Genomic DNA, 11,175 nt, shown 5'->3' with positions numbered 1-11,175 from the left:
GATCGACGACACCCGCGTTCGCGTGGAGCCCGACCCCCGCGGCTTCTAAGCGTCGCCGGTGTCGCGGGCAGACAGTGCCGGCTTTGCCTTGCTCGCCGCCACCGCGCGCGCCGTCTTTGGCGACATCATCGTGGCGCCCGGTCTGACCATCGCGACACTCGACGCGCGCCATTACGCCGAGGTGGCCGAGGACGTCTACCGCTTCAACCCGTTCCTGTTCGGCCCCGACGACCTGCCGCGCTTGCACGGGGTCAACGAGCGGTTGTCGGTGAGCGGCCTGGCGCAGGCGGTGCGCTTTTACAGTACCGTGATGACGGCCCCCTGACCCCGACACCCCCGACGAGGCCCCGCCATGCAATCCCTTGATCTACCCGACGACCTGCCCGTGCCCGAGGACGACGGCGGTGCCAGTCACCTCGCGGGCACGGCGATGCCGTCGGTGTCTCTGCAGGCCACCGACGACAGCCTGGTCGACCTCGCCGGCTTCACCGGTCGCACGGTGGTGTACATCTACCCGATGACCGGGCGCCCCGACCGCGCCTTGCCCGACGGCTGGGATGCCATCCCCGGCGCACGCGGGTGCACGCCGCAATCCTGTGCGTTCCGCGACCACCACGCCGAACTCGCCACCCTCGGCGCCCGCGTGTTCGGGCTGAGCTCACAGACCAGCGACTACCAGCGCGAGGCCCACGCGCGGCTGCACCTGCCGTTCGCGTTGTTGAGCGACAGCGCTTTTGCGCTCGCCGACGCCTTGCGCTTGCCCACCTTCGACGACGCCGGCGAGCGGCTCTACCGGCGCCTGACCCTGATCCTCCAGGGTGAGCGGATCGAGCACGTGTTCTACCCGGTCTTTCCACCCAACGAAAACGCCGAACGCGTGCTTGACTGGCTGCGCGCGAACCCGTCCGGCGCGTAACCGGGCGCGGCGTTCGTCGCTGCGCCGTGGATCACGCCACGCCATCGCGACGGGAAAGTGGCCATCGCCTTGTCCGAGCACCTCGATGTGGCGCAAGCCGCAACACCGCCACGATCCCGAGCACGCTCACGACCACGTGCACTGAACCGAGCTCTTCTGTGACCTGATCCACGCGGTCACGATTTTCCTGCCTGGCAACGACCTGTCTCACCACGTGAACGTCTTCGGCTCTCTGGTTTTCGCCGGCGTGTTCATCGCCCTCTGGTACGGCCGGGGCGAGCTCAGTGTGTTCAATTCGATCCACGTCAGCAGAGACGTCTGGCACCACCTGATCATCTCGGTGATGATCTGCACGGTGATGTTCATGGCCGCCGCCAACCCGGACATCGGTGGCGGCGGTTGGCCGTACTTCGCGCTGGGCTTCGCGGCGAACCGCGCGATGATAGCGGCCTTGCATTACCGGGCGCGCCCGGTGGCGCTTTCGGCACGCGTGAGGACCTGGCCGACCGGGGAGGCCGCGCTCAGCGCCGCGTGCGGGTGCGGCGTTGGGGTGCCCGCTTGCGCGCCGGTGACGGCGGGTGGCTGGCGACGCGGTGGGTGATCGCGGCGATCAGGACGACCGCCGCGGTGAAGAGGTAGAGGCCGTTGTGCAGCTGCACGCTCGCCAGGGCACCGAGTTTGAGGGCCACCAGCAGCACCGCGACCACCAACACATCCAACATCGCCCACCGACCGAAATCGTGTATGGCCGTGAGCCAGGTGCGGGTTGCGCCGGCCGTGCGGGGCGGCCAGAACACCACCCGGTACAGCACGCCCAGTTTGACCAGCGGCAGCACCAGGCTGAAGACCGCAATCACGGCGAGCAGCATGTACTGACCCTCGCCATGCAGCGCCTCAAGGGTGCCCGCCACCGACAGTGTGTTCTTCCACAACAGCATCTTCTTGACTGTCAGCAACGGGCTGAACACGCCGAGTGCCAGCAGCACCGTTGCCAGCACCAGCGCGCCCTGGAGCAGCCGCATTTCCCACGGCGGTGTGACGCGTCGCGAGGCGGGCATTCAGCGGCCCCCTCGCTGCCCGATCATCCGGTCCAGCCAGTCCAGACCGTGCCGCCACGGGGTCAGGCCGAGGGCCGCACCTGCTGTGGCGCCGAGGCCGTTGGCGACCGCATCCCAGGCCTCGGTGACGCGCCCCGGCACCTGCCCCTGGACCAGCTCGAGCACCACACCCATGGCGACGAGTGCGAGCCACAGTTGTGGCAGTTTTGTACGCGCCACGCCGAAGGCATACCAGGCACCGAGCCCGGCATAGCCGCCAAAGTGCAGCAGCTTGTCCCAGAGCGAAAACACCAGCAAGGGCGAATCGGACGGGCTGAGCGTGAGCAGGGTGATGACCGCGATCATCGCCAGTCCAAGCGCGTGCCAGAGGCCGCGCAGGATCCGAGACGCGCGGCTCACGGTCGGCGGTGCGCGCGTCGGGCGAGGCGCCAGCCGAGGAGCACGAGCCCCACGGCGGCACCGGCGAGCGCACCGTAGAGGTGTGAATTGACCACGACATTGCCGCCTGCAGCCCACTCCGAGCCCGGCACGGCGCCGAGCCATTGCTCCCAGCCGAGCTTGGCGACAATGGCGGCCAGCAACAGACCGCCGCCGACCGGCGCGTCGGCGAGATCAAGGATGACACCGGCCAACAGCAGGCCGTGCAGGGCGCCACTGAGACCGACGTAGTAGTCGAGATTCGGGTCGCGCAGGTAGAGACCGATGCCCACCGCCAAGGCGCTGACGACGAAGCACAGCACCCACTCGGCGGTGCGCAGGTGGTGCCAGACCAGCAGCACGATCACCGCGAGCCCGAGCAGGTTCATGCCGAGGTGGCCGAGGTTTAGGTGGACAACATTGCCGGAGAGTAACAACCACCAGGCGCCGCCCTCGACGGCGGCGCGGTCGAAGCGCCAGACATCCCGTAAATCAGCCAGTTGCAAGCCGGTGCTCAGCGCAGCGAGGCACAGGGGAAACCACCAGGTTTTGATGAATGCGGGCATAGGACGTTGCGGCGAGGGGCGGTGCGTTCGGCGGCGGTTCAGCGTGGTGCGGTGCGATGAAACTCCGCGCGGTGCGCGCGATCTGTACTGCTAAGCTTAGCCCCACCACCGCCACGCATTTTGGAGAATTGTATGCGATCCACTGGTCGCCATGCCGCCCGGCAACGCGGCTTTACGCTGCTCGAGATCATGATCGTGGTCGTGATCCTCGGTGTGCTTGGCACGATGATCCTGCCGAACAGCCGGGGCCGGCCGGCCGCGGCGCGGCAGGTCAAGGCGCGCCAGGACATCAGCGCGATCGAGGCGGCGCTCGAGCTCTACCGGCTGGACAACTTCAACTACCCGAGCGCGGACGACGGCCTTCAGGCACTGGTGGAGAACCCCGGCGACGACGCGCCCAATTGGAAGGATGGCGGCTACCTGAAGAAACTCGCCAAGGACCCCTGGCAGCGCGACTACGTGTACCTGAACCCGGGCGAGCGCGGCGAGATTGACATCTACACGCTGGGGCGTGACGGGGCGCCTGGCGGGGAAGGTCCCGATGCCGACATCGGCAACTGGAGCCCGTGAACGCGGCGACCGCCGCAGCCGCGTGCGCGGCTTCACACTCATTGAAATTCTCGTGGTCGTGGTGGTCATCGGGATCATCGGTGTCACGGCGGTTCAGCAAATCAACTTCGGTGGCAACCGCGACGCGCAACGCGACGCTGCTCGTCGTCTGCATGTGATGTTGCAGCTCGCCATGGACGAGGCCCTGGCGCGGTCGCACACCCTCGGCCTGGTGGTCACGACCGACGGCTACCGCTTCGTCAAACGCGAGCGGGACAAGGAAGGCGAGTGGGTGTGGTCGGATTACGACGCCTCCGGCAAGTTGCGTGGGGCGCAGTTCGACAAAGCGTCACCGCTCTACCTCGACCTCGAACTCGAGGACCAACCGCTTGAACTGAAATCGGCAGCCGAGCTCGAGGCCGCTGATGGACCCACGGTTCCGCAGTTGTGGTTCCTACCCGACGGCGAACTGATGCCGCGCTACCGCCTGATGGTCAGTGCGACGCAAGCCGAGCGCGAGTTCCGCCTCGAGCCCACCGAGCGCGAGCCGATCTCGCTCGACGTTGTCGCTCGCTGAGTCTGCGCCGTGCTCGCCCGCTCCGCCCGCGCCTTCACCTTGATCGAAGTCATGTTCGCGCTGGCGATCGTTGCGACCGCCATTGCAGCCCTGACCCACACTGGCGTCACCTTCTCGAACAATGCGAATTACCTGCGCGACAAGACGTTCGCCCGCTGGGTGGCGAGTGACAAGTTGACCGAACTGCGCGTGACCGGCGCCTGGCCGGACCTCGGCAAGGAAGAGGGCGAGTGGCAGCTCGCGGGGCAAACCTGGTACTGGCGGACCGAAACGGAGGACGTGCAGGATCCGTTGTTGCGTCAGGTGACCATCCAGGTGCGGCGCAGGCCGTCTGCGACTGGCGCGCTGTCAACGCTGACGGCGTTCCTCGGTGACCCCGGCGTGGGCGCGGGTGTGCAGCCGTGAGGTCACGCGGATTCACGTTGATCGAGCTGCTGGTCGCGATGGCCATCACGGTGGTGGTCAGTGCCGCCGCGCTCGCCGGGTGGCGCGCGGTCACGGGCGTCGAGCGCGCGCTCGATGCCATGCAGGCCCAACTCGCGGGGCTCGAGCGTGCGTTTCTGATTCTCGATCGCGACATCGGCCAGTTGATGGCACGGCCGATCCGCGACGAACTCGGCGGCGAGCGCGACGCACTCGCCTACAGTGACTACAGCGGCGCCGAAATCGAGTTCACGCGGGCGGGCTGGTTCAACCCGGCGCCCGAACTGACGCCGCCGCGCAGCGAATTGCAACGTGTCGCCTACCGCGTCGAGGACGACGCGCTCGTGCGCCGCGCGTGGTACCACCTCGACCGCATGGTCGAGGGCGACTACGCAGACCGCGAGTTGCTGGCCGAAGTCGACGCGGTGGTCTGGCGGTTTCTCGACGACGAGGGCACCTGGCACAGCACCTGGCCACCCACCGACACCGACACCTCGGACCCGAACGCGAACCGTCTGCTGCCGCGGGCGATCGAGTTGGCCCTGACGCACGCCGAGCTGGGCGAACTCACCCGCTGGTTCGAGGTGCCGTGATGGCCCGGCGACGCGAACGCGGGGTTGTCATTCTGGTGGTGCTGGGCATCGTCGCGGTCGCGAGTGTCGCCGCGGTCAACATGCTGCACTCCCAGAGCGTGACCGTGCGGCGTTTCGAGGGCTACCAGAACATCGAGCAGGCCGCTGCGATCGCCGCTGCCGCCGAACGCTTCGCGGCCGCGACGCTCTTTCGCGATGCGCCTGAAGACGACCCGGTCGACTCGCGCGAGGACGGCTGGGCCACGGTGATTCCACCGCTGCCGGTCGCGGGGGGCACGATCAGCGGCTGTGTGCACGACCTCAACGGCTTGTTCAACGTCAACAACCTGATCGACGCCGAGGGTGTGGCCAACGCGGAGCAGCTGGCGGTGTTCCTGCGTCTGCTCGACGCACTTGCCCTGCCGCGCAGCATCGGTTTCGCGTTGGTCGATTGGCTGGATGCCGACACCCAGCCGCAGCCCGACGGTGGCGCCGAATTCGAGACCTACGCGGGCGGGCAGCCGCCGTACCGGCCCGCCGATCGACCGATGGTGTCAACCACCGAGCTGCGCCAGGTGGTGGGCTTGAACGACAGTGAGGAGGAGTCGCTCGAGGCCTACCAGAGCCTCTTGCCCTACGTCGCGGCGCTGCCGCGAGGCAACCTGATCAACGTCAACACGGCCTCCCCGGAGTTGCTCAGCGCGCTCAGCGACGACCTGGTGTCGCACGGCGACACCCTGCACCGGTGGCCCGATGAAGGCTGGAAGCGCTACCCGGCCTGCGGCGAGGCAACGGAGCCCGCCAGTGCGCTGACGGGCAGCCTCGACGTGGACAGCGAGGACCGCACGCCGTACGAGAGCCTCGAGAGCTTCACCGCGGCCAGTACCGTGGAAGTCGACGGGGTGAACAAAGCCCTGCCCGACAGCGTCAAAAATTTGTTGTCGGTCAGCAGTACGCACTTCCTGGTCCGAGCTGACATAGAATTCGGTGGGACTGCTATGACTCAATACAGTGTGTTGCAACGCGAGACCGACGGCCGCAGCCAGGTGCTGGGCCGCTGGCGCGCGCTCGAATGACCCTCGGACCCAAGACGTTTGCCTGTGCCTGATACTGTACTCATCCACGTGCCAGACCTGTCAGTCGACCTGAGCGACGCGACCGTGCACTGGTGCCTCACCTCGGTGCGCCCCGAGCTCGGCGCAACGCCGGTGGTCGAGTCGGGCTCGCTGGTCGAGGCGAGTGCCGCGACCGGGGGCAAGCGGGTCGTGGTGGCCCTGGGCTCTTCGGCCGTCACGCTCGCCTATGCCAGCGTGCCGAGTGGGCGGCGTGGGCTGGCTGCCGTGCCGTTCGCGCTCGAGGAAGAGCTTGCGGACGATGTCGAGGACTTGCATTTTGCCCTTGGCCCGTCCGAGCCCGACGGCACGGTGCCGGTTGCCGTGGTCAACCGCAATGCGCTGCGTCGGGTGGTCGATGCGTTGCACGCGGCCGGTGTGCACCCACGCGAGATCGTCCCGGACGTCCAGTGCCTGCCGCTCGGCGAGAGCGACGAGTGGGAAGTCTGGTTCAACGACAGCGACGCCTTGATCCGGCAGGGCCGGCACGCCGGCCTCTGGTGTCAACGCGCGCTGCTCGAAACGCTGTTGCCGCGGCTGATCGCAGAGGCAGGCGAGAGCGCGCCCGCGCAGATCACCTGGTTCTGCGATGACGCGCTGCACCTGCCGGCGTTGCCCCTGCTCGCCGATCGCATTTCGTCGAGTGCAGCGATCAGCGCGTTTGCGCGCGGTTTGTCCTCGCAACGCATCAACTTGCTGCAAGGCGAGTTCAGTCCGCGGCAACAGCTCGGCAACGCGCTGCGGCCCTGGCGTGTGCCCGCGTCGCTCGCTGCCGTGCTGGCGTTGTGCGCGGTGGTCGCAGGTGTGCTCGAGTTGCGGCAGCTGACCGCTGTTGACGCAGGTCAGCGCGCCCAGATGGTCGAGCTCTACAAGCGCGCTTTCCCCAACGCGCGCAGCGTGCAGGAACCCGTCGGTCAGTTACGCAGTCGACTGAAGGCGCTCAAGCAGGGCGGGGAAGCGGGTGCGCTCGACCTGCTGGCGGTGTTGGGTGAGGCGCTCAGCAGCGCACCCGGGTCGGCGCTCAACAGCGTCAACTACCGCCAGGGTCGCGCCGACGTCGAGATCGTGGTGACGAGCCTGCAGGAACTCGATCGCCTCAAGTCGCTGATCGAGCAGAACGGGCGGGTCACCGCCACGGTGCGCTCCGCCAACCAGCAGCAGGGCGGCGTGCGTGGCCGGCTGCGCCTGGAGGCGCGTGCATGAACCCGTCGGCCCTGCTTGCCCAGTTTCACGCGCGCTCGCCGCGCGAGCAGGTGATGTTGCTCGCCGCCGGGCTGACCCTGTTGGTGTTTGCGGTGTACCTCTTTGCGTTACAGCCCTTCATGACTGCACTCGCGGACACTCGGGCACGCGTGGACGGCAACGTGCGCTCGATCGAATACATGCGCGAAGCGGCAGGCGAAGCGATTGCACTGCAGGGTGCAGGCGGCGCGTCCGGTGCACCTGCGGACACCCGCACCAGCCCCCTGGCGGCGCTCGACCAGACCTTTCGCTCAATGGGGCTCGAGCAACCGACACGCATTGAACCGGTCGGCCAGGACGGCGCGCGCGTGCAGTTTTCCAACGTGGACGTCAACGCCCTGATCCGCGCCCTCGGTGTGGTGGAGCAGCGCTTTGGCTTGCGCGTGTCTCAACTCAACCTCACGCGTCGCCAGCCCGGCCTGGTCAGCGCACGCGTGTCCGTGGAACGCTGATGCGCGCAGTCGGTCTGTGCGTGCTGGCGACCGTGGTCTTTCTCGGCACCCTGGTGCTGCGCGTGCCGCTCGACCGCGTCCACCCGTGGTTGCCCGACGGCTTGCAGAACGGGCTGCGCTTCGTCGGCAGCGTGTCCGACGGCAGCGTGCTTGGCGTGCGCACGGGCGGCGGGCCGCTCGACGCCGATTGGGTGTTACAGCCGCAGGCGCTGTTGCGCGGTCAGCTCGGCGCTGATGTCGATTTTGTCCTCAACCGCGAGATCGAGGGCGCGTCCCGCGTCTCGCTCGGACTCGGTCGTGTGCTCACCGTACAGGACCTGCGGCTCGCGGCCGACGCCAACGCGCTCGACGCACTGGTGTTGCCCGGAATCCTGCGTTTCGGTGGCGGCGTGCGTTTGAACATCGAGCGCGCAGAGATTGCCCAGTCGCAGTACGGGCCGGCCGTGGGTGTGGTCAGCTGGAGCGGGGCGTCGGTCACCGGCCAGATCGCCGTGTCACTCGGTGACGTGCGCCTGACCCTGACAGAAGTGGATGGCGGGACGCGTGCGGACATCAGCAACAGCGGTGGCGAGATTGCGCTCAGCGGCACCGCAACGCTGACCACGGACGGTGCCTACCAGACCGACGTGGTCGCCGTACCCACGGCTGCGGCCTCACCCAACGTTGTCTTCACGCTGCAGAACATCGCCCAGGCTGAATCGGCAAACCGTTTTCGGATACGCCAGAGCGGTACGCTCGCAGACGTGCTCTGACTGCCCCGAATCAGGGCGCCGATGTGTGCACATGGACACATTGCGAGGCAGAAAAACGTGTAAAACCGGCGCTGTCTACCGACACACTACAAGGACACGTTTTTTTTCTGTTTTTTCGTCCCCGATTGCTCGACCATGTGCCATTCTGTAGCAACCGACAGCCCCCGTTCGAAGGCGTATTCTCGTGGCTGAGTCACTGAGCCAGTCCCTCGTTTCGTTCGACACCGACGAACTCAAACGTGTGTTGCCCCGCGTCATTGCCATCGCCCGCCACGCCGGCGATGTGATCAACACCATCTACCGTGGCGACTACGAGGTCACCGAGAAGCCGGATGACACCCCACTGACCACCGCGGACCTCGAAGCGCACCGCGACATTTCCGCGGCGCTCGCCGAGTTGACACCCGACATCCCGGTGCTGAGTGAGGAATCGGCGGCGGCGATTCCGTTTGCCGAGCGGCACGCGTGGGACGCCTACTGGCTGGTCGATCCGCTCGACGGCACCCGCGAATTCATCAAGGGCTCCGGGGAGTTCAGCGTCAACATCGCACTCGTGCGGCACAGTGAACCCTGCCTCGGGGTGATCTACGCGCCGGTGCTGGACGTGCTCTACTTTGCCGCCCGCGGCGCGGGTGCCTGGAAAGTACCCAAGGTCGGTGCCGAGCCCGAGCGCATCCGGGTGCGCAAGACACCGCAGGACAAGGTCACCGTGGCGCGCAGCCGTGCGCCGACAGCGGGGCCAAATTTGCAATATTTTCTCGACAAGCTTGGCGCCCACGACGAAGTCGCCATGGGCAGCGCGCTGAAATCCTGTTTGGTGGCCGAAGGCCGTGCCGACGTCTACGCACGTCTCGGACCGACCTCGGAGTGGGATACCGGCGCCGCGCAGTGCATTGTCGAGGAAGCCGGTGGCCACATCTGCGACACCGCGATGCACGAGCTGCGCTACAACACCAAGGAATCGCTGCTCAACCCGCATTTCTTCGTCACCGGCGAGGGTGCTGTCGATTGGAGCGCCTACCTGCCCGAGGCGCTGCGCAAGGGCGGCTGAGTGCTGCCGCTGTCGCCGCGATCGCCCTGTCCGGGCGGTGCGCCGGTGCGGCAACTCCGCTATAGTTGCCGCTCATCCCAGGAGCCCCGACGTGGCCGTTTTTGAATCGCCCGAAGACGCTGAGATGGCCTTCTACGTGGCCATCGAAAACCGAGATGTCGACGCCATGATGGACGTGTGGTCCGGCAGCGACGACGTGGTCTGCATCCACCCCGGTGCGCCGCGCCTCGAGGGACGGGAGATCATTGCAGACAGTTGGCAGCAGATCTTCGAGTCGGGCGAGAGCTTGCGTTTTCGGTTGACCGACCTGCGCTGCCTGCGCGAAGAGCGGCTTTCGGTGCACACGGTGCGCGAGGAGATCGAAGTTGACGGCGAAGTGGTCGACATCATGCTCACCACCAACATCTTCGCCTGCACCGACCAGGGGTGGCACCTGATTCTGCACCACGCCTCGGCGGAGCCGGATTTCGATGACGACGGTGAAGACGCACTCGACGCGCTCGACAACACCCCGGCCGACGGGTCCGTGACCCTGCACTGAGTGCAGGCAGGCCGGGGCACGTGGACACCTGGTTGACCGCAGCGCACACGGCCCTCGCCGAACACGAGCCCGCCGTGCTCGTCAGCATCATCGAACATCCCCCGCTGCTGCCGGTGCCCCTCGGCCCGGTTTGCCTGGTGACACGGCAGCGCGTCGTCGGGGCGCTGCACCTCGGTGCCGCGCGGGCGCCTGCGCTCGACGCCTGTGCGCAGGCACTCACTGCCGCCCCGGGCACCCTGCAGACGCTCGCGTTCACCCTGAACCCCTGGGCGGGCGGTCCGACAGGGCACAGTGTTCAGGTGCAACTGCGGACACTTGCGGCGGCCGATGCCGACGCCATCGCCAACGCCCTGCAGGTGCTTGTTGGCGGCTGCGAGCTCACGATGACACTCGATGCTGCGGCACTCGCGGTGACGCCCGGCGCGCGCTTGGACGCCTTGCCCTTGAGCCACCAGGCCGCGGGTGTCGACGCGGGCACGGCGCGCTTTTCTGCGCCCGACGACACGGTTCTGGTGCTCGGCGCCGGGGTGCTCGCGCACCGCGTGGTGGAATGCCTCGCCGACACGCCCGTGCGTGTCGCCTGGGCGTCGCTCGGCGATGCGCCGTCGCTGGCGGCGTGGCCAGCCAACGCTGTGGCGCTCGGCGGCCAGGTCGTGCCTGGGCACAGCGCGTTGCCGCAACCCTGCCACGCGTTGGTGATGACGCACGATCACGACCTCGACATCGACCTCTGTCACCGGCTGTTGAGCCAGGGGCAGGTGACCTCGATCGGCATGGTGGGCAGCCAAAGCAAACGCGCCCACCTCGAACGCACGCTGGCCGCGCGTGGCGTCGCAGCCGAGGCCGTCGCGCACATCCGGTGTCCGCTCGGCGGAGGCAACCACCGCAACCTCGAGCACGCGAGTGTGGCCATCGCGGCCGAGTTGCTCGACCTGCGCTGAATCAAG

17 protein-coding genes are annotated in these 11,175 nt (G+C 67.5%); 14 read left to right on the top strand and 3 right to left on the bottom strand.

What is annotated here, in order from left to right; all coding sequences use genetic code 11:
* The first annotated feature begins 58 nt into the window (after window positions 1-58).
* The 3 genes from AAGA11_16380 to AAGA11_16370 all read left to right on the top strand — a co-directional run bounded on the left by AAGA11_16380 (window position 59) and on the right by AAGA11_16370 (window position 1,517).
* Window positions 59-325, top strand: coding sequence for a M20/M25/M40 family metallo-hydrolase (locus tag AAGA11_16380; protein ID MEM9604445.1), 267 nt, complete (start codon window positions 59-61; stop codon window positions 323-325).
* Window positions 326-352: 27 nt separating this feature from the next.
* The gene (locus AAGA11_16375) at window positions 353-916 is read left to right on the top strand and encodes a peroxiredoxin (GenBank protein ID MEM9604444.1); all 564 of its coding nucleotides are present in this window, start codon (window positions 353-355) and stop codon (window positions 914-916) included.
* 163 nt (window positions 917-1,079) lie between these two features.
* Entirely contained in the window at window positions 1,080-1,517 is a 438-nt protein-coding gene (locus tag AAGA11_16370) for a hypothetical protein (protein ID MEM9604443.1), read from the top strand.
* Here the strand turns inward: AAGA11_16370 and AAGA11_16365 are convergent.
* Genes AAGA11_16365 through rrtA form a run of 3 tightly spaced genes read right to left on the bottom strand, consistent with a single transcriptional unit; the run spans window position 1,438 to window position 2,957 of the window.
* Complete coding sequence (locus tag AAGA11_16365; GenBank protein MEM9604442.1) at window positions 1,438-1,974, bottom strand: paraquat-inducible protein A; 537 nt, start codon at window positions 1,972-1,974, stop codon at window positions 1,438-1,440. The genes AAGA11_16370 and AAGA11_16365 overlap by 80 nt on opposite strands.
* Window positions 1,975-2,373 carry a hypothetical protein gene (locus AAGA11_16360; GenBank protein ID MEM9604441.1) on the bottom strand — a complete coding sequence of 133 codons (399 nt, stop codon included), beginning with the start codon at window positions 2,371-2,373 and terminating at the stop codon, window positions 1,975-1,977.
* On the bottom strand, window positions 2,370-2,957 hold the full coding sequence (gene rrtA / locus AAGA11_16355) for a rhombosortase (GenBank protein ID MEM9604440.1): 588 nt from the start codon (window positions 2,955-2,957) through the stop codon (window positions 2,370-2,372). The genes AAGA11_16360 and rrtA overlap by 4 nt, the downstream gene beginning before the upstream one ends.
* Window positions 2,958-3,089: 132 nt before the next feature.
* On the opposite strand from rrtA, the gene gspG reads away from it, so the two are divergent.
* The 11 genes from gspG to AAGA11_16300 all read left to right on the top strand — a co-directional run bounded on the left by gspG (window position 3,090) and on the right by AAGA11_16300 (window position 11,169).
* Window positions 3,090-3,527, top strand: a complete 438-nt coding sequence (gene gspG, locus AAGA11_16350) for a type II secretion system major pseudopilin GspG (protein MEM9604439.1) — start codon at window positions 3,090-3,092, stop codon at window positions 3,525-3,527.
* Complete coding sequence (locus AAGA11_16345) at window positions 3,499-4,083, top strand: GspH/FimT family protein (GenBank protein ID MEM9604438.1); 585 nt, start codon at window positions 3,499-3,501, stop codon at window positions 4,081-4,083. Before gspG ends, AAGA11_16345 begins: the two co-directional genes overlap by 29 nt.
* A gap of 9 nt (window positions 4,084-4,092) precedes the next feature.
* Entirely contained in the window at window positions 4,093-4,488 is a 396-nt protein-coding gene (gene gspI, locus AAGA11_16340; GenBank protein MEM9604437.1) for a type II secretion system minor pseudopilin GspI, read from the top strand.
* The gene (gene gspJ, locus AAGA11_16335; GenBank protein ID MEM9604436.1) at window positions 4,485-5,099 is read left to right on the top strand and encodes a type II secretion system minor pseudopilin GspJ; all 615 of its coding nucleotides are present in this window, start codon (window positions 4,485-4,487) and stop codon (window positions 5,097-5,099) included. Before gspI ends, gspJ begins: the two co-directional genes overlap by 4 nt.
* The gene (gene gspK, locus AAGA11_16330; GenBank protein MEM9604435.1) at window positions 5,099-6,154 is read left to right on the top strand and encodes a type II secretion system minor pseudopilin GspK; all 1,056 of its coding nucleotides are present in this window, start codon (window positions 5,099-5,101) and stop codon (window positions 6,152-6,154) included. The genes gspJ and gspK overlap by 1 nt, the downstream gene beginning before the upstream one ends.
* 24 nt (window positions 6,155-6,178) lie before the next feature.
* The gene (gene gspL, locus AAGA11_16325; GenBank protein ID MEM9604434.1) at window positions 6,179-7,393 is read left to right on the top strand and encodes a type II secretion system protein GspL; all 1,215 of its coding nucleotides are present in this window, start codon (window positions 6,179-6,181) and stop codon (window positions 7,391-7,393) included.
* Window positions 7,390-7,884: a type II secretion system protein GspM gene (gene gspM, locus AAGA11_16320; protein MEM9604433.1), complete on the top strand. Its 495-nt coding sequence runs from the start codon at window positions 7,390-7,392 to the stop codon at window positions 7,882-7,884. Before gspL ends, gspM begins: the two co-directional genes overlap by 4 nt.
* Entirely contained in the window at window positions 7,884-8,636 is a 753-nt protein-coding gene (gspN, locus tag AAGA11_16315; GenBank protein MEM9604432.1) for a type II secretion system protein N, read from the top strand. Before gspM ends, gspN begins: the two co-directional genes overlap by 1 nt.
* 184 nt (window positions 8,637-8,820) lie before the next feature.
* Window positions 8,821-9,687 (top strand): 3'(2'),5'-bisphosphate nucleotidase CysQ, encoded by an 867-nt coding sequence (gene cysQ / locus AAGA11_16310; protein MEM9604431.1) that lies wholly within the window; start codon window positions 8,821-8,823, stop codon window positions 9,685-9,687.
* Between the two features lie 91 nt (window positions 9,688-9,778).
* Entirely contained in the window at window positions 9,779-10,228 is a 450-nt protein-coding gene (locus AAGA11_16305; protein MEM9604430.1) for a nuclear transport factor 2 family protein, read from the top strand.
* Between the two features lie 20 nt (window positions 10,229-10,248).
* Window positions 10,249-11,169, top strand: a complete 921-nt coding sequence (locus tag AAGA11_16300) for an XdhC family protein (protein ID MEM9604429.1) — start codon at window positions 10,249-10,251, stop codon at window positions 11,167-11,169.
* Window positions 11,170-11,175: the final 6 nt, after the last annotated feature.

It is taken from the genome of Pseudomonadota bacterium (genome assembly GCA_039196715.1).
In the GTDB taxonomy this organism is placed as follows: Bacteria; Pseudomonadota; Gammaproteobacteria; order CALCKW01; family CALCKW01; genus CALCKW01.
This window is presented reverse-complemented; position numbering and strand designations above follow the sequence as displayed.

Coding starts and splice junctions, on each gene's coding strand:
- AAGA11_16375 (MEM9604444.1), top strand. CDS start 353: ATGCAATCCCTTGATCTACCCGACGACCTGCCCGTGCCCGAGGACGAC.
- AAGA11_16365 (MEM9604442.1), bottom strand. CDS start 1,974: ATGCCCGCCTCGCGACGCGTCACACCGCCGTGGGAAATGCGGCTGCTC.
- rrtA (MEM9604440.1), bottom strand. CDS start 2,957: ATGCCCGCATTCATCAAAACCTGGTGGTTTCCCCTGTGCCTCGCTGCG.
- gspG (MEM9604439.1), top strand. CDS start 3,090: ATGCGATCCACTGGTCGCCATGCCGCCCGGCAACGCGGCTTTACGCTG.
- AAGA11_16345 (MEM9604438.1), top strand. CDS start 3,499: ATGCCGACATCGGCAACTGGAGCCCGTGAACGCGGCGACCGCCGCAGC.
- gspK (MEM9604435.1), top strand. CDS start 5,099: ATGGCCCGGCGACGCGAACGCGGGGTTGTCATTCTGGTGGTGCTGGGC.
- gspM (MEM9604433.1), top strand. CDS start 7,390: ATGAACCCGTCGGCCCTGCTTGCCCAGTTTCACGCGCGCTCGCCGCGC.
- gspN (MEM9604432.1), top strand. CDS start 7,884: ATGCGCGCAGTCGGTCTGTGCGTGCTGGCGACCGTGGTCTTTCTCGGC.